Here is a 21,642-nt window from a genome sequence, read left to right as displayed (position 1 = left end):
TTTAACAAGAAATGGAGTAAAAATTAAATTTGGAAATAAAAACATATTTAAAAACTACTATGGACGTTTATACTCACATCACAGAATTTGCCAAAGATAATATTGGCGATAAATTCTCAGCATACATTGATTTTTAACTAGCTAAATATGCTAGTTTTTTATATTTTTTGGGTCTGCTTTTGGGTCTGTCTTTTATCAGGTTATATCGTATCATATCGGATTATAAAAAAACAAAAACCGCTCTATTGAGCGATTTCTTGGTCTATAAGATTCTATACAAACTGTATTATGGAGGCGAGGGGAGTCGAACCCCTGTCCAAACACCTTGCTACATCAACGTCTACAACTATAGGACTTTCTCAAATTTAACAAAATACCAAAGCCAGTCTCAAACAGCGATATTTTGCGGAGCTTGAAATCTCTTTTGCTGCGTCAAGCTACCACAGCAACGTATCTGACTAAAGGTTTAGGCCGAAAGTATCACCATCAGTGAATGAAATTTCGGCACGCATGGTGTTTTTTAGGCAGCCATTGCGTAAGTTTGTGTATTATTTTTAGCAGTTATATTTATCTGCGGATGATTATCCTGATCCCTCAGCAGTTGCAGTTCATGCGCGACAATGCCTGTCGAATCCGTAACGCCCCCTTATAAAAAATCAGTAGCTATCACTGAATCTTAGAGCATAATTATAGCATATTTTCCACATTCTGTCAGTACTGACAGAATAAATTCGAGTTTTTATCAGCAATAGAATTTATTAAAAAGAGTTATATTATCCTAAGGCTGTGCTTATTATTAAAATTCTTCTTCGTCAATTTGTTGAATTTCACGAAGTTTACTGACAAGATATTCGTCAGTACTGTATTTTTCTGTCAGCGACTCTAATAATTGATTTCTGACAACATAGTTACTAAACAAATGTAGTTTTTCTTCATACCCCTCTAAAACTTTTTCTGTTCGCTTGATATTATCATAAACGGCTTGGCGAGAGACATCAAACTCTTCAGCAATCTCAGCAAGGCTATAATCGTCTGCGTAATAAAGCTCAATATAGTTCATCTGCTTGTCTGTCAGTAGAGTAGCATAAAATTCAAAGAGGGTGTTCATTCGATTCGTTTTTTCGATTTCCATTCTTACATTATAACATACAAGCAACTTCTCCTCATGAATAGGATGCATTCTACTCATCTCGCCACCTTTAAGAGTGGGGGAATTGCGATTGCGACTAGCCACTTTGTAGAATACCCGTTGGCGCTAAAGCAGCAACGGATATGCTAGTTGTTGCACCTAGTGACGTAGCGAGCATCGATAGCCTTTTTATCAGAGGCTTTAGTGGCTAGATAAAACGGACAAATGTTTATCGCGTAGCCCAAAGGCGGAGATAGCACGCGCTTGCTAAGATTAAGCCTCTTTCATTATTTTCCAAAATAAACATGTTGTGCCTGAGCGCCTCCATATCGCGCCTCTAGCAATTGAGATACAGTTACAAAAGTATAGCCTTGTGCCTTGATCCGCTGGATGATTGTCGGTACCGCGGCAACAGACCAAGGATGAATATCGTGCATCAAAATAATCGCACCATCATGAGCGTTCGCAAGTGCATTTTGAATCACTGGAGCAGAACTGTTGTAGCGCCAATCATTTGTATCAACTGACCAATTTATTGCAGTGAGGGGAGTTGCGGCAAGCGTTGTTGCATCATAACTTCCATAAGGTGGGCGGAAAAGTGTCACATTTTGTCCTGTGAGTTGATTAATTAAATTGTGAGCTGACATAATTTCTTGGACTTGTGCACTTTGTGACAATGTGGTCAAATCTTTATGATCCCAAGTATGTGAAGCAACTTCATTTCCTTGAGCAGCTTCTTGCTTAATGATTGATGGATAAGCTTGTGCTTGCTGACCAAGTGCAAAAAATGTCGCGTGAACATTATAACTTTGCAAAGTTTGTAAAAGCTGAGGAGTTGTCGTTGGGTTTGGTCCATCATCAAAAGTTAGGGCAATCATTTTTGGACTTTTCGCAGTTTTTTGTTGTTCCGCTGCAGCCTTTGCTTTCGCATCTGCATCTGCTTTTGCCTTCGCTGCTACCTCTGCTTTTGCTTTTGCTAATTTCTCTTTGTCAGCATTAATTTGTGCCTGTAATTGAGCTCTGTCAGTACTGACAGATTTGCTTGTCAGTTGATTTACTTTTTCTTGTGCATTAGCAATCGTTTGATCTGTTTGATTTCTGTTCGCCTCTGCAACCAGCAACTGCGCATTTGCCAAATCTTCTCTTATCTCTTTGACCTGATTCAGTTGCTTTGTCAGTGAAGTACGGTCAGATTTTTTTAGGCGATTAATTAATTTTTCACTCCTTGCAATATCCTCGTCAGCAAGCGTCTGTTCTGCTTTTTTTTCAGCCTTTATTGCTTCATTTTTTAATTTTTTATAAGCTAAGGCAACTTTTTCTCTGTGAACCTTGACATCATGTTGATGTTTGATATTCAATCCAACAAAAATACCAGCTCCGATCAGTACAATAACAACAAAAATCCCAATTACTTTCTTCATAACACTCTCTTCAATCTAAACTAATCTAACTCCAAAATGCTTTCAGATGCTGATTGTACTGACGAATGATACTAATCTCCGTAGCCACTCTCCCATCCATAGCTGTCCCTTTTGCATAATTATAACTTAAAGTAATAGCAAATTCGTAGCCCCAATCTTACATTTTTGTAAGTTTTCTCAATTAAATAAATTAAAGCGTTTACTCAAATAAGCAAAAAGAAAAAGAGTTAGCAAGAAAACCTTACCAACTCCTCATTTATTAAAAATTAAATGACTATTTGTCTTTTTTATCCTTCACAGAATCAACCACATCATTGAACTTTTCCGCAACATCATCAGCGAGTTCAGAAGCTTTGTCTTTAAGTGTTCCAAGTTCTTCTTTGGCTTTCCCAAGAAGTCCCTCACCTTTTCCCTTAGCTTCTAATTTTTCATCACCTGTCACTTTTCCGGCTACTTCTTTAATTTTTCCACTTGTCTTATCCTTAGCTGCATCAAGTTTATCATTTAATGTCATGAAAGTTCCTCCTTAGTTGTTAATGATTTTTAAGTTATTTAGGTGCCTATTTTTTTATTCTTTATCCACCTCCATCTTTATCTATCAAATCATAAATTGAGAGTTATTATAGCTCACATAATTATGTCCTTTTATTTGAACGTCCAAAAATGGCTGATACAACCAAAACTAGAATTACTGCGCCAATAATGGAGGGAAAAATAGCCATACCTGCCAATTGAAGTCCCCAATGTCCCAGAAGTCCTTCACCTATAGCCGAACCGATTAGACCAGCCAAAATATTGCTAATGATTCCCATTTTCGCCCCTCGACTCGTGATTGCACCTGCAATCGCACCAATAAGAGCTCCAACAATCAATGACCATATAAAGTGCATTTTCACCCCTCCTTTTATTTTACTTTAATCTACTTATCATTTTATCATTCGTAATATGAAAAGTACAAAAAAGTGTTTACAATTTTTAAATCTAAAACTCAATGTATTGACTGTCAATAAACTTTATTTGAACCACGCATCCACCTGTTTTTGATGCGCCTTTATCCATACATCCGCTGCTTGTTCAGGACTTTTACCATTTTGAATATCTAGCATTACAGCTTCCATATCTTTTTGGGTCCAATTAAATTTATCTAATACTTTATAAGCAACAGGATTTTCTTTCTTTAATCCTTTACGTACTACAGTATTGATATTTTCTTCCGTTCCCATCGTTCCTTTAGGATCAGATAAATATTTCAAATCATATTTATTAAACATCCAATGTGGTGACCAGCCTGTCACAATAATATCCTTATGCTGTTTAATCGCCTCTCCAAGCGCAACTGTCATTGCTCCAGAAGATGATGGAACCAAATTCCAATCTTTAAGATTATTATATGATTTAAGTGTTTTTTCGACCGCAGCCATTTCACCAGCTCCTGGTTCAATTCCAACAATTGTCCTATCTGCTTGATCTGTTAATTCAGAAATAGAATTGACTTTCATATAACTTGGAACAACCAGACCGACTTTTGCCCTTTCAAGTTAGACCCTAATAAGTCAACAGATTTCCCAAATTTTTTCCACTGTGTTTTATGAGTGTTAGGCAACCAAGCTGAAACCATCCCATCTGCCTGACCATTTGCTACAGTCTGCCAAGCCACTGTATTATCCAACGCCGTTGTTTTAACTTGAAAACCATGCTGCTTCATCGCCTCACTCAAAACATTAATTGAGGCAATCTCTGAATCCCAGTTCATGTAAACCAAGTCAACTTTTTTATTAGCCGTCTTGTTCTTAAAAGAGACTCCTGAAAATCCCCAATGATAAGAACAACTAGAGATAACAGTGCAACACGGCGCTTCCAAACTCTAAATTTAGCATTTTCCTGTTTTTCAATTGGCGATACATTTAATTTTTGGGTAAAACGGTCAATAATAATAGCAAGAATAACTAGTGCAATACCATTAACAAACCCTTTACCAATATCTGCTGACTGGACGGCTGATAATACTCCACGTCCCAAACCTGGTGCGCCAATCATAGAGGCAATCACAACCATAGATAATGCTAACATAATCGTTTGATTAACCCCTGCCATGATCGTCCCTTTGGCTAATGGAAATTCTAGCTTGAATAATTTCTGTCTTGGTGTGGAACCAAATGAATTTGCAGCTTCCACCAGCTCTGTAGGAACTTGTCGAATCCCCAAATTGGTCATACGAACTGTTGGAGGTAAGGCAAAGATAACCGAAGCAAACACACCAGGAACGACTCCAATTCCAAAGAATGCTACTGCTGGAATCAAGTAAACAAAACCAGGCATAGTCTGCATAAAATCTAAAATAGGTTGCACAATTTTAGCAACAAGCTCTGACTTCGCCATCCAAATCCCAATGGAACACCAATAATAATTGATAATAAACTAGACAATAACACCAAAGTTACGGTATTCATCAAATCCAACCAAAGTCCTTGATTAGCAATCAAAACTAAACCTAAAAATGTAAAAATAGGAAAACCGATTTTTTTCCCTGAAACTAAAACGGCTAATAGAGTGACAACAATAATCATCAACCAAAATGGTACAGCCGTTAACCCCGCAGTCACCCATTCATTATTGTCGTTCCAGATTTTTGGATAATATCAAAACCAGTCGCTAAATGGCTTGTAATCCAATCTGTTGCCGTTGAAACCCATTCTGCCAACGGTAATTTATCAATTGATAACTCAATCATTAATCTCCTCCTCTGTTTCTGTCGGTGTATCTGCTAAAGCTTCTAATACACTTCCTCGAATCAGAATCCCTTTTAAATATCCCTGCTCATCAACTACTGCTACTGGTGTTGGTGAATCATAAATGATTGGTAAAATATCACTGACTAATGTTTCTTTGCCTACTTTCCCGACTTCTGTTGTCATCACCTCACGCAAAGATTGATTATTCTTTCTTGCTGCTAGGGCTTGCTCACTTGTGACAACTCCTTGAAATTGGCGCTTTTTATCAACAGCCATCAAAGAGCTGACTTCTTCTGTCTTCATCTTTTTAAGCGCGACACTTGGCCCATCAACATCAACATTCGTTGTTAAAGCTGGAATCATAATATTTTCTGCTGTTATTACTTTAGCTCGGTCAACATCTTCTACGAAGGTTTTTACGTAGTCATTGGCTGGATGAGTCAAGATTTCCTCACCTGTACCGATTTGAATAATCTTCCCATCTTTCATAATCGCAATACGGTCTCCGATTCGAAGAGCTTCATTTAAATCATGGGAGATAAATATGATTGTTTTCTGAAACTTTGCCTGAAGTTCCAATAATTCATCCTGCATTTCTCGACGAATTAAAGGGTCGAGCGCAGAAAAAGCCTCATCCATGAGCAGAATTTCAGGGTCATTGGCTAGAGCACGCGCCAATCCTACACGTTGCTGCATCCCGCCTGACAATTGATTAGGATACTGATTTTTGAAATCAAGTAAGTTTGCATTTTCAAGTGCTTTTTCCGCTCGTTTACGTCTTTCTTCTTTAGGTATATTTTGAACCTCCAAGCCATATTCTGTATTCTCCAAAATAGTACGATGAGGAAACAGTCCAAAATTTTGAAAAACCATACTCATTGTTTTACGACGAACTTTAAGCAAGTCTTCCTTGTTGAGTGTTGCGACATCTTGTCCATCAATATAAATCTTACCACTTGTAGGCTCTATCAAACGGTTCAACAAACGTAATAAGGTAGATTTTCCGGATCCTGATAATCCCATAATCACAAAAATTTCTCCCTCATTAATCTCAAAATTTGTATCATAGACACCGACAGTTGCACCTGTCTTTTTCAAGATTTCATTTTTGGATTCTCCTTGTTCAACCATTGCTAGTGCATTTTTCACACGCTTACCAAATATTTTGGTAAGATGTTCAATTTTAACTTTTACTGGCAAACTTTTCTCCTTTACTCTTTTAAAATTTCTACAACTAACCATAATCACTTATCCATTACTGTTATCTTTTGAATATGCGTAAAGTGACCACTTAATAATATCAGCAAGTTGTCACTTTGTCAAACATACCGTTTGACATAAAGAAAAAGCATTGTTTAATCAAACAATGCTAATCCTTGGTATAAAAGAAGTTTTGAAGAATTTGAAGTGTATCTGATGTCCCAACAAAATAAAGTGTATCTCCTTGGTTTATTGTTGCATACGGTCCAGGGGAAATCACTAATTCATCGTTTTGGAGAATTGCTATAACTGTCGCACCTGTATTTTGCCAGAGGCTCATCTCACCCAACGTTTTTCCTAATTTTTCAGATGCTCCTGCAAGCTCAAATTCGATAGGAGTCATTGGATTCGACTTTTGAAAATGTTCTGTTTGTCCTACAAGTTTATCAAGAATAGATGAAAAATTAGCTAATTCTTTTTGTTGGCGAGATACGCTTTTTAAAATCTCTGTTTGTAAATCCTGAATACTTTTTACTTCCTGATATTGTGCTAAATATTCTTGAGCTTTTTGGCGTGAGGCGATGACAACTCCACTTCCATGAATTGAGTCAACGATACCCAAATCACCTAATACACTGATTGCTTTTCTAGCTGTTTCGGATGATACACCAAAGGTGGTAGCTAAGGTCGAACGTGCATATATTTTTTGTCCAACTTTGAGCTCATTATGAACTATTTTTTCAGCAATTAGGATAGCAATTTGTTGGTACCTCGGCTGTCTCACTTCTTTCACGCTATATCTCCTCGCTATTTTATTAAGTATTTTTCTAGTGTGGTGACTTCATCAGTGGAGGAGTCGCTCTCTGACACTAAGTTAAAAGTTTCACCATATTATAGCTTTTTATACTCTTTTTTTCAATACTATAGATAGTTCATCATGAAAAGTCAACATTACTAAATATTCATTGAAGATTTTACTAGAGTTTTCGCTTTATCCGCTTGGTATTTTAGAACAAATAAAGTACAAAATTGTAAAGAGAGAGCACAAAATGTTTCTGTTACAGTTCTGGAGCAAAAGTATTTATTTTTTTATAATCATTTTGATAGCTTGTTCAATTTTATCTTCTTTTTTCTCAATATCTTCTGATAACAGGCATGATTTCAAATTTTCAGCTACGATAAGCCCAATGAGATTATCTAAGCTAGAACGTACAGCGGTAAGCTGCATGACTATGTCAATACAATCTTTTTCCTCTTGCATCATGCGCAGAACTCCTTGAAGCTGTCCATCTGCGCGTTTTAAACGATTTGTCATTTTTTTATCATAATTATTCATTTTTACTCCAACCCTTCATTTGTCACTGAGCTGTAAAGTCCATATGCACCGTCTAAATTTTGGACTTGAAAACCATTTCCTTTTAAAATTCGCTCTGCATTATAAGAACGCAAGCCTGATTGACAGCTTACGATATAGGCTTGATTTTTGTCTAGTTTGTCAAGATGACTCCTAAGTTCATTAAGTGGAATATTGATAGAATTTTTGAACGCACCAAGCTTAATTTCACTAGGGTTGCGCACATCAAGCAATTGCTTCCCTTTCGCAAGTTCGCTGGCTAATTCATGCCACTGAATATTTTCTGACAATCCTAAACTGATATTCATTGCCGCATAGCCCAACATATTGATTGGATCTTTAGCAGAGCCAAATGGCGGTGCGTAAGTCAGCTCCAACTCAGGTAAATCAAAGACGCTTAAATTGCCCTTGATTGCTGTTGCCAAGACATCTATTCGCTTATCAACACCTTTTTGTCCAACCGCTTGTGCACCATAAATCATCCCACTTTCTGGGTTAAAGATGAGCTTTAGTAAAATTGAAGTTGCATTTGGATAATAGCTTGCATGGTCATTGGCTGTGATATGAACAACTTTATGATTTAATTTTAATTCTTGTGCATATCGTTCAGAAATCCCTGTGGATCCGACGGTTAAGTCAAAAACACGAACGATTGCTGTTCCAATGGAGCCGCGATTTTTGACTTGCAATCCCGACAAAACATCTGCAACTTGACGCCCTTGACGATTGGCTGGACTAGCTAGAGAAATCAAGGCATCCTGCTCAGTAATCTGATTTTTGACAACAATCGCATCACCAACAGCGTAAATATCTTTTATTGAGGTTTCGTAATTTTCATCAACTAAGATACCACCACGTAAGCCTAATTCTATTCCAGCTTCTTGAGCCAAAGCTGACTCAGGTTGCACACCTACTGACAGAATCACCATATCTGCTGACAGAGCTCTACCATCTTCTAAAATAATGTTGTCCGTAGTAAATTCACTGACAGACGTTCCTGTCAGTATACTGACAGAATTTTTAACTAGTTCCCTCCGAACCTGAACAGCCATTTCTCTATCAATCATCGGTAAAACATGAGTTGCTTTTTCTACAAGTGTGACTTCTATTCCCCGTTTTTTGAGATTTTCTACCATCTCCAATCCGATAAAACCTGCACCAATGACAAGCGCTGATTGTGGATGATGTTTTTCAACGTGCGCCATAATTTGATCAACATCAGGAATATTGCGTAAAGTAAATACGTGCTTTGCTTCTGACAGACCTACTATTGGTGGAACAATAGGTTTGGCACCTGGCGACAAAATCAATGTATCATAACGCTCAGTGTAAATTTTTCCATCACTATTTACAGAAATGGTTTTATTGTCAGCATTAATTTTTACCACTTCAGCATTTTCACGAATATCTAAGTTAAAACGTGCTTTTAAAGCTTGAGCAGATTGAACAATTAAGTCATCACGATTTTCAATTTCACCACCAACATAATAAGGCAGACCACAATTTGCAAATGACACATGGGGACCTTTTTCAAAAACAATGATTTCTGCATCCTCTTGGAGCCTTCTCAATCGAGTTGCGGCAGACATTCCGCCAGCTACACCACCAACAATGAGATATTTTTTAGCCATTATTTACCAAATTTCCTTTCCAAGCAAGCGTGCCGCCACTCACATTTGTTACGTCCAATCCCTTACTTTCCAAAAATTGACAGGCTCGTTTTGATCTCGCACCAGATTGACAAATAATGTAAGCTCCATTTTCAACCTCATTTACTCGCGTAGCAAGCTCACTCAAAGGAATGTTTTTTGCTGTTGGTACGTGTCCTGCTTTATATTCATTGCTTTCACGGACATCGACAATAACTGCTTTGTTTGCCATCGCTTGTGTTAATTCTTGTATTTTTACAGTTTTCATTTTAATCTCCAATTTTTCTTGTTTGCTCTACTTCTATATTTTTAGATGATTTCTGGCGCAAGAACAGTGCCTAATACGCGAATTGCTTTTCGGTAAATATCTTTTCAAAGTAGAAATAATCGTTTAATAATTTCATTATATACCCGTATGGGTATGTTGTCAAATAAAATTGACTGCTTTTATTTAGCAAAAGATGTGAATCTTTGGGAGCAAAATCAGCATTCATTTGTTATAATAAAAAGTATGAAAAAAATTTTAATTGCTGATGATGATCGGTCAATTTTGACCCTTCTCTCTTATCATTTCCGTCAAAATGATTTTGAAGTGACGACAGCTGATGATGGAAAAAAAGCTTATGATAAAGCGAGGAAAAATCCATTTGATTTAATCTTATTAGACCTCATGATGCCTGAATTTTCCGGGATTGAAGTAACAAAAAAACTTCGTAAGGAAGGAAATTTTACACCGATTTTAATTTTGACAGCACGAGATGATGACGAAATGAAACTGACAGGACTGTCAGCAGGTTCTGATGAATATTTGGATAAAACCACTCCAATGAAAGAAATTATCGTACGTGCCAACGCATTGATTCGTCGCAGTCAGATGTATAACGATGTTCCTAAAAATTCTGTCAGCACTGACAACAACAAACCAACCTCATTGATTACTGACAGAATGGAAATTGATTTTGTCAAAAAAGAAGTAACTTTTGACGGGAAAATTTTGGATTTAACCAAGCGAGAATTTGAAATTTTAGAACTTTTAGCAGAAAGACAAGGCGAAGTTGTCAGCCGCGAAGAGTTGCTCAAGCATTTTTGGGGAATTTCAGAATCCGCAGAAACAAGAACTATTGACGTCCTTATCTCAAAAATAAGAAAAAAATTAGACAATCGATACATCAAAACAAAACGAGGATTTGGTTACTACTTTGAAGAAAACGAAGCTTAGAAACATCGTCATCCTGACGGTGATTTATATCATCGCAACTTTGAGTTTAGTTATTTTGCTCAATCAAAATATTCTTAATAATGATACAAATCGAGTGCTTGAACGCTCAAGTAATATTCAACTTTTTCTTGAAAAGCATCCCAATGTTTCTCTCCCTAAAGGTTTTGAGCTTCTCCCCAAAGCTACAGATGATTCTGACACAAGAAAAATTGCACATGGTGCTGCTTACTCAAGAGATTTGACCCGATCTAAGATTACAATTACAAGCCCGATTTTCGACGATGGGCAGGTCAAAAATTATCTGCAAATTACCGAAAGTCGGACTTCCACTTGGTTCATCACCTTTGCCACGATTACTTTTGCTATTTTAATTTATCTCAGTGTAGGCTTTCAAGTCCTCAAACGAGCTCGTGAATTGCACAATTTTACTGAAAACACCGTTGCAAAAATTAAAAATATTGAGCGCAGTCCACTTACACAAAGTTATCTCATCAGTGAAAAAGATGATCGTATCACAACAGCACTAAATACACTTGGTGAAAGCATCCAGCGACAAGGATTATCTCATACTGAGAAAAAAGAAAACCTCTATGAATTCATTGAATTTTTCCAATTTCCCATCTTTATTTACAACAACAAAGGTAAAATTCGCAAAACTAATGCTGCCTTTAAAAATGAATTTACGGATACACAGAATCTTGATATTTTTAGCCCTTATGCTGATTTTCTGACCTTCCTAGTTGATAAAATGTTACATCCTGATATCCAAGAAAAACTCTTTTATTTTGAAGAAATTGCTGCCTACTATCAAATTAGAATTACACCTTTACCAGAACTTGATAGCCGTTTTCTCGTTACTATGATGGATGTTACAAGCTACTATCGTACCTTAGATGCTCACAACGCCTTTATTGCCAACGTTTCGCATGAATTGAAAACACCTCTGACTTCTATCAAAGGATTTGCTGAACTTTTAGAATCTGATGATATTTCTCAAGAAGAAGGCAAAAACTTTGCAGCAATTATCAATAAAGAAAGTTCTCGTTTGATGAATTTGGTGCAGGACACTCTACTTTTAACCAAACAAAATCATCGAATTGATAAGAAAAAACTCAATCTTACCACGCTCATCCAAGATATTTTGAACACCTCTCGTCCGCAAATTTCAGAAAAAAATCTCCATTTGGAAGCTCAAGTTGAAAATATAACTTTTAAAACCAACCAACAAATGGTTCATAGCATTTTTGAAAATCTCATCGAAAACGCCATTAAATACACACCAAACGATGGGAAAATTATTGTCAGTCTTCAAACCAAAGATAAAAAAGTAATCTTTAGTGTCACTGACAATGGACCAGGGCTGACAGAAATCCAAAAAGAACGCATTTTTGACCGTTTCTATCGTGTTGATGAAAGTCGTTCAGAAGTTAAAGGAACTGGGCTTGGACTCTCAATTGTTGAAAAAAACGTTCAGGAACTTCAAGGACACATCGACGTTGTCAGCATTATCGGAAAAGGGACGACTTTTACCGTCACCCTGTAACACTCTGTCAGCATACTGACAGCTTTATACGACCATAAGCAATGGATATAGACTTCTGTCAGTGTACTGACAGAAGCTTTTTTCTCTACCTTTGTCAAACTTATCACTCATCATAAAAAAATTTTAAATCCATCTCTCCTCAAATAAGATAAAATCAAACTATAGCCAAATCATTGTAAAAATCACGAGGGTTTGCGGTGCTTCGCATCTGTTCTGGCACAAAAACGCACCAGAACCCGCCAATCTAAGAACAACTAAATAAAATGGCAATCTCATTTTAAAGTAGTTCTAGTAGATTGCTTTTATCAAAGCAAGTGCGTGCTATCTCCACCCTTCGGGCTACGCTATAAACATTTGTCCGTTTTATATAGCCGCTAAAGCGTCTGATAAAAAGGCTGTCGATGCTCGCTACGGTGCTGAAGCACCTAGTCGCAATCGCAATTCCCCCACCTCTTAGATTGGGGATAAAGCAGCACTATCTCCGCTGCGCTACGCTGTCCACCCTCGCTACGGTACTACGTACTTCGCACGCCGTTCTGCGAACGGTCTATGCAACTTCGTTGCTCCGCTGTCCGTTTGCTTAGCTGCTAAAGCAGCAAGAGCAAAAGGCAAAGCACCTAGTCAGAATGGCAATCTTTGAATTTCGTCCGACTGCCCTAGGGTCTTAGCGCTTTGCGACTCGACTTGTGGCTTCAGCCACTTAGCGAGAGTGGACAGCGTAGCGAAGCGGAGATAGCACTTAGGCTTCAGGGACAAGACCACTTCGCCTTGCGACTTTAGTCGATTGCGATTTGAACTTGCCACTTTAGTGGCTTAGTGAAATCGACAGCGCAGCAAAGCGGAGATAGAGCGAATGGATAACGAAGCAAAGCGGAGGTGTAACCTCATATCTTTGATGTTAAGCAGACTGTTGCAGCTTTAGCTGCGTACAGGTCGCTTAGTTGTTACACCTAGAGGTTGTGCCCTAAATTCAGTGGTGAGTTAAAACTCCCACTGAATAATTCTTGACTTCATTTTAAAAAAATCTGTACAAACTCGAAAATCTTAAAGGAGATTTCTTATGAACAAACCTAGTATCCAAGGCGTTCCTCGCCCACTTGTGCGCACCAATCAAACCGTAATCATCATCAGTATTATCCTTGCCGTTGTCACTCAATTTTTTTGGTTCCTCCTGCTCCCTATCCTTGCTGGTTTTTTTGGTATTTTCTTTGAACGAAACTTTGTTATTCTTATCGCAAAACATTTTCTAAAAAAGAAAGCTTCTGAATACCTTTTGGAAGATAAGTCTGATTTGCGTTTTAATCAAATTATTGCTACTGTACTCTTAACAGCAAGCCTAATTGCTTCGCTTTTTGGTCATCTTATTCTTGCTATTATCTTTGCCGCGTTCGTTTTCATCGCAGCAAGTGTAGCCCTAAGTGGTTTCTGTGTGGGGTGCTGGCTCCATTTTCAAATCAAACAATATCAATATAAAAGAAAAATAAAAAAAGGCCTCTCATAATACCGCAAATAAAAGAACCCTGCTAGTCAACTGGCAGGGTTTTGAAGTGATTACTTCATTGGTGGGTAATTCTTCTCCCCACCAATAGTAGCATCTCCTCTGTTCCTAAAGTCTAAGCACTAAAATCAAAATCCTAGGACAGTAGAAGGAAAGCAGAGATTGCCATTACGTCCTATCGCTTCGCCTCTATCGTTGCAAGCTCTACTTGCATACGAACAAGAAGACAACGAAGCAACAGAGTTGTGGAGAACGTTCATAGAACAGTGCGCGAGTTGCGATTTCGAATAGGCACTTTTCGTACCGTAGCGAGCATCAACAGCTTTTTGGCTAGATAAAACGGACAAATGTTTATCGCGTAGCCCAAAGGCGGAGATAGCACACACTTGCTAAGTAAAATAAAACTAGCGTACTATATACTTATACTATCTTTCCAAATAAAACTCAAAACGATCTCCAACATATTGGGAAAGTACATACTCAAAAGCTGTCCATCAGCAAGATAAGAAACTTGAGTTAACCCTAAAATTGCAGAACCAGCACGAGTTTTTAAATACTCAGACACCTCAGTACTTACTTTTTTAGCAGAAACGATTTGCTCACTACGCGAAATCACATGCCCATGCTTTTCCAATGTTTTAAAGAAATTACTTGTAATCTCTTTTTTATCAAAGTTTTTTACTAGATTAAAAGGAATACTCGCCACTTCAAAACAAATAGGAATATTATCCGCATAACGAATCCGCTCCATACGAATGATTGAATCTTTTTTAGTGATGTTCAATTTTTCGCACTCTACTTCATTGGGAGCGGTCTTGATATAGCTTAATACTTCAGTTGAAGGCACTTTACCCTGTGATGTGATAATCTCTGTGAAAGAAGTCGTACCTCTCATTTTTTCACGTACTCGACGACTTGCAACGTAGGTACCAGAGCCGACTCTTCGGTCCAAAATCCCTTCATCTACCAAAGCGGTTACTGCCTGCCTTGCGGTCATACGACTTACACCAAATCGTTCAGCCAAATCTCTTTCACTTGGCAGACGTTGACCAATTTTCCAGATATTTTTCTCAACTTCATCTTTAAGTGCATCATGAATTTTAATATAGTTTGGCACTGCTTTTCTCATGGCCTCTCCCCTCTGCTAAAAAATCTATACCGATTTATAATCTGTCTATATCATTATAACATAGTTTATCACTATTTTTATACAAAAACATATAATTTAACAGACAATTCAATCCAATATAAAAAAAACCAACATATTTGCTGGTTTTTTATTTTTATCAAAGCAAGTGCGTGCTAATACTCCGACCTCTTAGGTCGGAGATAAAGCAGCACTAAGCTTTGAATTTCGTCCGACTAAATTCCGTGGCGAGTTGCCCTTTTATCAGTCGCTTTAGCGACTAGAGAAAATGGACAAATGTTTTACGAAACTCCCACTGAATAAGTCTTGACTTCATTATTTAGATGGAACAGTGATTTTACCAGAAATAATATCAGCTTTTGCAGTAGCAACAGCATCTTTGATTTGTGGCGTTACATTATCAAGACCAAGGTCTACCCCACCATTTTTGAGGTTGTAAGTAACAGTTGTTCCACCAGGGAATTTGCCATCTTTAGTTTTATCAGCAATATCTTGAACGACTTTACCAACTTCTTTGATTGTTGAAACGAGGACAAAGTTTGATTTTTTACCATCTTTAGAAGTGTAACCACCAAGATATTTTTGGTCTTGGTCAACACCGATAAGCCATACTTTATCTGCTTCATTCTTTTGAGCATTCAAAGCTTTTGCTTCACTAAATGCACCAACACCAACACCACCGGCACATTGGTAAACTACATCATCACCAGAACCATACATTGCTGCTGCAATAGTTTTACCTTTAGCTGCGTCTGTAAATGAACCAGCATATTGAACATCTACTTTAATGTTAGGATTTACAGATTTTGCACCTGCTTCAAAACCAACTTGGAAACGAGTGATAACATCAGATTGCATTCCTCCGATGAAACCAATTTTATTTGTCTTAGTTGCTTTCGCAGCAGCTACACCAGCAAGATAAGCTCCTTCATTATCAGCAAATGTTGCTGAAGCTACGTTCTTTTGACCAGTAATTACTGAGTCAATGATAACGAAGTTTGATTTTGGATTATTCTTAGCTGCTGCAGAAGTAGCATCTTGAAGTGAGAACCCAATACCAAACAAAAGTTTATAACCTTGTTGTTCAGCTGAGTTAAAGTTTGTTGTATAATCTGAAGCTGAATTTGATTGGAAGTACATGAAACCTTGACCTTTTTTAAGGTTGTTTTCTTTACCCCACGCTTGAAGACCTTCCCACGCTGATTGGTTGAATGAACGGTCGTTGATACCACCGGTATCTGTGATGATAGCTGCTTTAAGGTCTGTCTTAGCTTTACCTGATGATGACCCTGCTGCATCGTGTGAACGGCATCCTGCAAGGACTGCCACTGAAGCAAGTGCAACTGCACCGACTGCGATTACGCGTTTGTTCATGGAAACGGAACCCTCCGAATATTTTTTAATGGCTAAACTTTAGCTTAAGACTATTTTAAGCTATCTGTTTCTTTTTTTCAAGCATTATACAAAGATTGAAGGTACTTTTCCCTTAACGTTCGGTATTACCTTACAATTTTTATAGAATACTATTTTTCTACTGGAAATGCGCTTACTTTTTTCAATTATGCACACAATTGTGTCCAATTTTTAAATTACAGCGCTTTCTTTAATACTCTAATTTTTCTGCCAATGAATTTCACTGGCAGAAAAATCTGAGTGCTTTCTTTTGTAAGAAAGCAAAATTGAATAATACTACCCTCCTACTCTTAATTAGTTCAATTCGGTAAACGAATAAGGTAACAATTCACCTACAGAAGTTTCCTTAACTTTATCCGTCTTTGACAATAGATAAACTGGCATATCTGCAGCACAAAACTCTGCAATCACTTGTCGGCAAGCACCACAAGGGCTGATAGGTTCTTGCGTCTCACCATAGATATAAAGCGCATCAAAATGTGTTATCCCCTCTGATATTGCTTTGAAAATCGCTGTTCGTTCGGCACAATTAGATAATCCAAAACTGGCATTTTCAATATTACACCCTGTAATGATTTGACCATCTGGTGTATGAAAAGCTGCACCAACTGGAAAATGAGAATAGGGGATATAAGCGTGCGAAGCAGCATCTTTAGCCGCCTGTATCATATCATTAGTAACTGGCATCACTCTCTCCCGATGTTTTATCCGCAGATTTAGCACCCTCATTTGGTCGCCCTAAACCTTCCATGATTGCAACTCCTGCGGATACACCAAGTCGCGTTGCCCCTGCATCAATCATTGCTTTGGCTTCTTCAAGATTATGTACCCCACCTGATGCTTTAACACCCATATCAGGACCTACTGTAGCACGCATCAATTTAATATCTGCAACCGTTGCTCCTGCAGTTGAAAAACCAGTTGATGTTTTGACAAAATCTGCCCCTGCACGTACTGCTGCTTCGCAAGATTTGACTTTTTCATCGTCTGTAAGGAGGCTTGTTTCAATAATGACCTTCAAAAGTTTGTCTTCTTTTACTGCATTTACTGCTGCAATATCTGATTCAACAAGCTCCCAATTTCCATCTTTAGCTGCACCAATATTAATGACCATATCAATCTCATCAGCACCATTTTCAATGGCATTTTTTGCTTCGAAAGCCTTAACTTCTGATGTGTTTGCTCCAAGAGGGAAACCAATGACTGTACAAACTTTAACATCCGTATCTTTTAATTGTTTACTTGCAAAACTTACCCATGTTGGGTTAATACATACACTCATAAAGTCATATTTTTTAGCTTCATCAATGATTTGTTGAACTTTTTCTTGCGAGCTATCCGCTTTAAGAATCGTGTGGTCAATATATTTATTAATTTTCATTTTTAAGAGATGAACCCCTTATTTGGAGTTCAATTCCTTTCTTTATTGTTTTTAAATTTTATCTTTTAATAGTTTATCTCTAAATCTAAAACTATATTAGCAGATTTAGTATGCGATAAATGATAAAAGTAAGGGCAAACATAAGAGATGGTTTGCGTAAACACTAGGTTCTGTTTTTATTCCATTTCAAATAAACCATTCCGACAATGATGTAAATAATGACGAAGATGATAATAAAAGCGATAAGTTGTATAACCCAACTATAATTTTGCAAGAGCAACTTTATTATTGCACCAGAAAGTGCAGATAATACGACTTGAAGTCCAACAATGACTGGCGGAAGTTTTAAATCATCATTCATTTTAGCGAACAATTTCTAATATTTCTTTCTGATGAACTTGTTCGTCAGAAATGACAATGCTATCGTTAAACTCGGAGATGAGTTCTTCTGAAATTTCACGATTACTATAAAGTGTTGCAATTAAATCGTTGTTGCTAACTTTATCTCCGACTTTTTTTGCAAGTAGAATTCCTGCTTCAAAATCAATTGTATCAGCTTTTGTAGCGCGTCCAGCACCCAGTTTCATGGCAAGAACACCAACACCTAATGCTTTTTCATCAGTGATGAAGCCTGTTTTGGAGGCACGAATTTCAACTTTGTATTTGGTTTTGAGCGGTGCAGTCAGATTTTCAAAGGCTGTTGGATCGCCTCCTTGGGCTTTTATCATAGCGACAAATTTGGCATAGGCAAGTCCATTATCAAGATTTTGTAGGATTTCTGGGATTGTTTTTTTATCGCCTGCAAGCTCCAGCATAATCTGTGCTAATTCGGCAATAAATTGGCGAAATTCAGCTGTTCCCTTACCATTTAGCGTATTGACTGCTTCTGTAATTTCATTACGATTTCCAATGGCATAGCCTAAAGGCTGACTCATGTTTGTGATAACAGCAACAGTTTCACGGCCAACAGATTTACCGAGATCAACCATAGTTCGTGCCAAAATCCGTGCATCTTCCACAGACTTCATGAAAGCACCATCTCCTACTGTCACATCAAGTAAAATTGCATCTGAACCTGCGGCAATCTTTTTAGACATCACAGAGCTTGCAATAAGAGGAATAATGTCAACTGTCGCTGTTACATCTCGGAGCGCATAAAGGAGCTTATCCGCCTTTACAAGCTCATCTGATTGTCCAATCACAGCAATCCCAATATCTTTTACCTGTTCAATGAATCCTGCCTCAGTTTTTTCAATATTAAAACCTGGAATAGACTCTAATTTATCTAAAGTTCCACCTGTATGACCAAGTCCACGTCCTGACATTTTTGCAACAGGAACACCGAAAGAAGCAACGAGTGGAGCGAGGATTAGCGTTACTTTATCGCCAACACCACCTGTTGAATGTTTATCTACTTTGATGCCTGGGATTTCACTCAAATCAAATTCTTTTCCTGAATGAACCATTGCCATCGTGAGATTTGATATTTCAGAAGTATTCATCCCTTTGAAATAAATTGCCATTGCAAGTGCAGACATTTGATAGTCTGGAACGCTACCAGCTACATAATTTTCAATCATCCAGTCTATTTCGGGTTTATTAAAACTTTCACCATCTCTTTTTTTTTGGATGAGGTCAACCATTCTATAGGTCATTTTTGCTCCTATTCTAATTTTACTATCATTTTTTGTAACTTCTCAAAATGAAGTAACCCTTATCTTTCGCAACTACGGTACAATTGCCGAAGACTTCTTCCATCTTTTTTTGAGCAGATGGTGCTCCTTGCTTTTTCTGAATGACAATCGTAAGCGTTCCTTCATCATTGAGATGTTCAAAACTTCCCTCTAAAATACCATGAACAACTGATTTTCCTGCCCGAATCGGTGGATTGCTGATAATTGCATCGTATTTCCCACTGACAGCATCATAAAGATCAGAAATTTTGATTTCATCAGTACTGACAGCATTTCTGTCAGCATTCTGACGGCACAAATCCAATGCACGACTATTTACATCAACCATTGTGACCGCTAAATCATATTTTTTGGCTAAAGTTAGTCCAAGTGTCCCATAACCACAACCAACATCCAATAGCGTTTTAGCACCCTCTTGTTCAAAATTTTCTAATAAAACTCGTGAACCATAATCAATCCCGTTTTTTGAAAAGACACCACTGTCTGTCAAAAATTTCATGGGTATTCCTAGAAGTTGAACTTTTATTTCTTGGATATCATGCGCTAAATCACGATTATCCTCGTAGTACATATTTGTCTTTACCATTATCATTATTCTATCATAAATCATTTTTTTTCGCGCTGAAAATTTTTTCATAAGTGCAATTTTATCATGTAAACTCTTACATTTATTTAGATGTAATGTTGGCAACCCACATCGTTGAAGCTATTTTACGATATTTAACTTAGCAGAACTAAGCACTGCTTACATTCTATGTTTGAACTTATATATTTATCGAAGCAAGTGCGTGCTATCTCCGCCTTACGACTCCGCTGTCGATGCTCGCTATGCCACTAAAGTGGCTAGTCGCAATCGCAATTCCCCACCTCTTAGATTGGGGATAAAGCAGCACTATCTCCGCTGCGCTACGCTGTCCATCCTCGCTAAGGTGCTGAAGCACCTAGTCGGAATGGCAATCTTTGAATTTCGTCCGACTAAATTCAGTGGCGAGTTGCCCTTTTATCAGTCGCTTTAGCGACTAGAGAAAATGGACAAATGTTTTACGAAACTCCCACTGAATAAGTCTTGACTTCATCACAGATTTACTGCTTACTGACAGCTGACAGAAAGTTTGTCAGTAATGACAGAAATATGATAAAATATTTATCATGAATGAATTCATCAATTTCGACGAAATTAGCCGTGAAACTTGGCAAAATCTTTACAAAACTTCTATCGCGCCTCTGACACATGATGAGCTTGAATCTATTCGCTCACTCAATGACGAAATTAGTCTGAAAGACGTGCAAGATGTCTATCTACCGCTCGTCCATCTCTTACGTTTATACAAAAAAAATTTAGAAGATATGAGCTTTTCTAAAGGACTTTTTTTACAAAAAATCGTGAAAACGCCACCATTAATTATCGGCATTTCTGGCTCTGTCGCTGTCGGAAAATCAACTACAGCAAGACTTGTGCAGCTTTTACTTTCACGCGCTTTTCCTAAACTCAGTGTTGAGTTAGTCACTACTGACGGTTTTTTATATACTACTGATGATTTGAAAAACCGAGGAATACTTGATAGAAAAGGTTTTCCTGAGAGCTACGATATGGAGCGGCTGCTTGCCTTTCTCTATCATGTGAAAAATGGTGAGAAATGTGAAATTCCAATTTATTCACATGAAACTTACGATATTCTTCCTGATCAAGTTCAAACTATTGACAGTCCTGATATTCTCATTGTTGAAGGAATCAACGTTTTACAAAATCCACAAAATCAGATGCTCTATATCAGTGATTTTTATGATTTTTCAATTTATGTTGATGCTGAAGAGGAATTAATTGAAAAGTGGTATCTAGAACGTTTTGATAGTCTTTTAAAATTAGCAAAATATGACACAACAAATTTTTATCACCAATTTACTAAAATGTCTACAAGTAAAGTTGTCAATTTGGCAAAAGAAACTTGGGCAAGAGTTAATCGAATTAATTTAAAAGAATACATTGAACCTACGAGAAATCGTGCAGAAGTCATCCTACATAAATCAGAAAATCATTATGTTGATAAAATTTATCTAAAAAAATTCTAATATTATTAATTACAAAAACCTGTCAGCATGCTGACAGGTTTTAATTCTACTATATAGCTATTTGTTATGAAAAGCAACAACGAATCGACTTCTCGGCGTAAAAATAGCACCATGATGCACTAATTGCAGTTGCCACGAATCATTCTAGTCCTTTAGAGCGGATAGACATCTGTCGTATAAAATTCCTATTGG

General features: G+C 37.4%; 19 protein-coding genes, 1 other RNA gene and 3 pseudogenes. 5 read left to right on the top strand and 18 right to left on the bottom strand.

Features of this window, described 5'->3' with window-relative positions; all coding sequences use genetic code 11:
- Positions 1-47: 47 nt before the first annotated feature.
- Positions 48-137 (top strand): annotated as a pseudogene (locus tag FLP15_RS13725) (integrase); the annotation flags it as partial.
- A gap of 149 nt (positions 138-286) precedes the next feature.
- Here the strand turns inward: FLP15_RS13725 and ssrA are convergent.
- The 11 genes and pseudogenes from ssrA to FLP15_RS07645 form a co-directional block, all read right to left on the bottom strand.
- Positions 287-646, bottom strand: a transfer-messenger RNA (tmRNA) gene (gene ssrA, locus FLP15_RS07695).
- Between the two features lie 150 nt (positions 647-796).
- On the bottom strand, positions 797-1,132 hold the full coding sequence (locus tag FLP15_RS07690; protein ID WP_142767464.1) for a putative DNA-binding protein: 336 nt from the start codon (positions 1,130-1,132) through the stop codon (positions 797-799).
- 284 nt (positions 1,133-1,416) lie between these two features.
- Positions 1,417-2,550 carry a polysaccharide deacetylase family protein gene (locus FLP15_RS07685; protein ID WP_142766630.1) on the bottom strand — a complete coding sequence of 378 codons (1,134 nt, stop codon included), beginning with the start codon at positions 2,548-2,550 and terminating at the stop codon, positions 1,417-1,419.
- Positions 2,551-2,824: 274 nt separating this feature from the next.
- Positions 2,825-3,064, bottom strand: coding sequence for a CsbD family protein (locus FLP15_RS07680; protein ID WP_120771494.1), 240 nt, complete (start codon positions 3,062-3,064; stop codon positions 2,825-2,827).
- A 121-nt stretch (positions 3,065-3,185) separates the two neighbouring features.
- Positions 3,186-3,440 carry a GlsB/YeaQ/YmgE family stress response membrane protein gene (locus FLP15_RS07675; RefSeq protein WP_142766629.1) on the bottom strand — a complete coding sequence of 85 codons (255 nt, stop codon included), beginning with the start codon at positions 3,438-3,440 and terminating at the stop codon, positions 3,186-3,188.
- 123 nt (positions 3,441-3,563) lie between these two features.
- Positions 3,564-5,281: pseudogene (locus FLP15_RS07670) on the bottom strand (ABC transporter permease/substrate binding protein).
- Positions 5,274-6,482, bottom strand: a complete 1,209-nt coding sequence (locus FLP15_RS07665; protein ID WP_142766628.1) for a quaternary amine ABC transporter ATP-binding protein — start codon at positions 6,480-6,482, stop codon at positions 5,274-5,276. The pseudogene FLP15_RS07670 and the gene FLP15_RS07665 overlap by 8 nt, the downstream one beginning before the upstream one ends.
- Positions 6,483-6,651: 169 nt before the next feature.
- Positions 6,652-7,275: a GntR family transcriptional regulator gene (locus FLP15_RS07660; RefSeq protein ID WP_142766627.1), complete on the bottom strand. Its 624-nt coding sequence runs from the start codon at positions 7,273-7,275 to the stop codon at positions 6,652-6,654.
- A 288-nt stretch (positions 7,276-7,563) separates the two neighbouring features.
- Positions 7,564-7,818: a metal-sensitive transcriptional regulator gene (locus tag FLP15_RS07655; protein ID WP_142766626.1), complete on the bottom strand. Its 255-nt coding sequence runs from the start codon at positions 7,816-7,818 to the stop codon at positions 7,564-7,566.
- Positions 7,819-7,820: 2 nt separating this feature from the next.
- A complete protein-coding gene (locus FLP15_RS07650; protein ID WP_142766625.1) occupies positions 7,821-9,467 on the bottom strand; it encodes an FAD-dependent oxidoreductase in 1,647 nt (548 codons plus the stop codon).
- Positions 9,460-9,753, bottom strand: coding sequence for a rhodanese-like domain-containing protein (locus tag FLP15_RS07645; RefSeq protein ID WP_142766624.1), 294 nt, complete (start codon positions 9,751-9,753; stop codon positions 9,460-9,462). The genes FLP15_RS07650 and FLP15_RS07645 overlap by 8 nt, the downstream gene beginning before the upstream one ends.
- A 243-nt stretch (positions 9,754-9,996) precedes the next feature.
- Between FLP15_RS07645 and FLP15_RS07640 the strand changes: the two genes are divergently transcribed.
- The 3 genes from FLP15_RS07640 (at position 9,997) to FLP15_RS07630 (ending at position 13,748) form a co-directional block, all read left to right on the top strand.
- Positions 9,997-10,704 (top strand): response regulator transcription factor, encoded by a 708-nt coding sequence (locus tag FLP15_RS07640; RefSeq protein WP_142766623.1) that lies wholly within the window; start codon positions 9,997-9,999, stop codon positions 10,702-10,704.
- Positions 10,685-12,247 carry a sensor histidine kinase gene (locus FLP15_RS07635; RefSeq protein ID WP_142766622.1) on the top strand — a complete coding sequence of 521 codons (1,563 nt, stop codon included), beginning with the start codon at positions 10,685-10,687 and terminating at the stop codon, positions 12,245-12,247. The genes FLP15_RS07640 and FLP15_RS07635 overlap by 20 nt, the downstream gene beginning before the upstream one ends.
- 1,060 nt (positions 12,248-13,307) lie before the next feature.
- A complete protein-coding gene (locus tag FLP15_RS07630; RefSeq protein ID WP_142766621.1) occupies positions 13,308-13,748 on the top strand; it encodes a DUF4395 domain-containing protein in 441 nt (146 codons plus the stop codon).
- A gap of 422 nt (positions 13,749-14,170) precedes the next feature.
- On the opposite strand, the pseudogene FLP15_RS07625 reads toward FLP15_RS07630, so the two are convergent.
- The 7 genes and pseudogenes from FLP15_RS07625 to FLP15_RS07595 form a co-directional block, all read right to left on the bottom strand.
- Positions 14,171-14,874 (bottom strand): annotated as a pseudogene (locus tag FLP15_RS07625) (GntR family transcriptional regulator).
- Positions 14,875-15,207: 333 nt separating this feature from the next.
- A complete protein-coding gene (locus tag FLP15_RS07620; RefSeq protein WP_120771483.1) occupies positions 15,208-16,266 on the bottom strand; it encodes a BMP family lipoprotein in 1,059 nt (352 codons plus the stop codon).
- Positions 16,267-16,599: 333 nt separating this feature from the next.
- Positions 16,600-16,992, bottom strand: coding sequence for a cytidine deaminase (locus tag FLP15_RS07615; protein ID WP_142766620.1), 393 nt, complete (start codon positions 16,990-16,992; stop codon positions 16,600-16,602).
- Entirely contained in the window at positions 16,979-17,686 is a 708-nt protein-coding gene (gene deoC / locus FLP15_RS07610; protein ID WP_142766619.1) for a deoxyribose-phosphate aldolase, read from the bottom strand. The genes FLP15_RS07615 and deoC overlap by 14 nt, the downstream gene beginning before the upstream one ends.
- 163 nt (positions 17,687-17,849) lie before the next feature.
- Positions 17,850-18,047 (bottom strand): hypothetical protein, encoded by a 198-nt coding sequence (locus tag FLP15_RS07605; protein ID WP_120771480.1) that lies wholly within the window; start codon positions 18,045-18,047, stop codon positions 17,850-17,852.
- Between the two features lies 1 nt (position 18,048).
- A complete protein-coding gene (locus FLP15_RS07600) occupies positions 18,049-19,341 on the bottom strand; it encodes a pyrimidine-nucleoside phosphorylase (RefSeq protein WP_142766618.1) in 1,293 nt (430 codons plus the stop codon).
- A 25-nt stretch (positions 19,342-19,366) separates the two neighbouring features.
- Positions 19,367-19,966 carry a class I SAM-dependent methyltransferase gene (locus FLP15_RS07595; protein WP_142766617.1) on the bottom strand — a complete coding sequence of 200 codons (600 nt, stop codon included), beginning with the start codon at positions 19,964-19,966 and terminating at the stop codon, positions 19,367-19,369.
- Between the two features lie 563 nt (positions 19,967-20,529).
- Here FLP15_RS07595 and coaA point away from each other — a divergent pair.
- Positions 20,530-21,450: a type I pantothenate kinase gene (gene coaA / locus FLP15_RS07590; RefSeq protein WP_142766616.1), complete on the top strand. Its 921-nt coding sequence runs from the start codon at positions 20,530-20,532 to the stop codon at positions 21,448-21,450.
- The last annotated feature ends 192 nt before the right edge of the window (positions 21,451-21,642 follow it).

The sequence above is a fragment of the Lactococcus protaetiae genome, from assembly GCF_006965445.1.
Taxonomy (GTDB): Bacteria; Bacillota; Bacilli; order Lactobacillales; family Streptococcaceae; genus Lactococcus; species Lactococcus protaetiae.
Note: the sequence above shows the minus strand (reverse complement) of the source record. Positions and strands in the feature narration are given on the sequence as shown.

Coding starts and splice junctions, on each gene's coding strand:
- FLP15_RS07605 (WP_120771480.1), bottom strand. CDS start 18,047: ATGAATGATGATTTAAAACTTCCGCCAGTCATTGTTGGACTTCAAGTC.
- FLP15_RS07680 (WP_120771494.1), bottom strand. CDS start 3,064: ATGACATTAAATGATAAACTTGATGCAGCTAAGGATAAGACAAGTGGA.
- FLP15_RS07685 (WP_142766630.1), bottom strand. CDS start 2,550: ATGAAGAAAGTAATTGGGATTTTTGTTGTTATTGTACTGATCGGAGCT.
- FLP15_RS07615 (WP_142766620.1), bottom strand. CDS start 16,992: ATGCCAGTTACTAATGATATGATACAGGCGGCTAAAGATGCTGCTTCG.
- FLP15_RS07650 (WP_142766625.1), bottom strand. CDS start 9,467: ATGGCTAAAAAATATCTCATTGTTGGTGGTGTAGCTGGCGGAATGTCT.
- coaA (WP_142766616.1), top strand. CDS start 20,530: ATGAATGAATTCATCAATTTCGACGAAATTAGCCGTGAAACTTGGCAA.
- FLP15_RS07595 (WP_142766617.1), bottom strand. CDS start 19,966: ATGGTAAAGACAAATATGTACTACGAGGATAATCGTGATTTAGCGCAT.
- FLP15_RS07655 (WP_142766626.1), bottom strand. CDS start 7,818: ATGAATAATTATGATAAAAAAATGACAAATCGTTTAAAACGCGCAGAT.
- FLP15_RS07630 (WP_142766621.1), top strand. CDS start 13,308: ATGAACAAACCTAGTATCCAAGGCGTTCCTCGCCCACTTGTGCGCACC.
- FLP15_RS07645 (WP_142766624.1), bottom strand. CDS start 9,753: ATGAAAACTGTAAAAATACAAGAATTAACACAAGCGATGGCAAACAAA.
- FLP15_RS07600 (WP_142766618.1), bottom strand. CDS start 19,341: ATGACCTATAGAATGGTTGACCTCATCCAAAAAAAAAGAGATGGTGAA.
- deoC (WP_142766619.1), bottom strand. CDS start 17,686: ATGAAAATTAATAAATATATTGACCACACGATTCTTAAAGCGGATAGC.
- FLP15_RS07675 (WP_142766629.1), bottom strand. CDS start 3,440: ATGCACTTTATATGGTCATTGATTGTTGGAGCTCTTATTGGTGCGATT.
- FLP15_RS07620 (WP_120771483.1), bottom strand. CDS start 16,266: ATGAACAAACGCGTAATCGCAGTCGGTGCAGTTGCACTTGCTTCAGTG.
- FLP15_RS07690 (WP_142767464.1), bottom strand. CDS start 1,132: ATGGAAATCGAAAAAACGAATCGAATGAACACCCTCTTTGAATTTTAT.
- FLP15_RS07640 (WP_142766623.1), top strand. CDS start 9,997: ATGAAAAAAATTTTAATTGCTGATGATGATCGGTCAATTTTGACCCTT.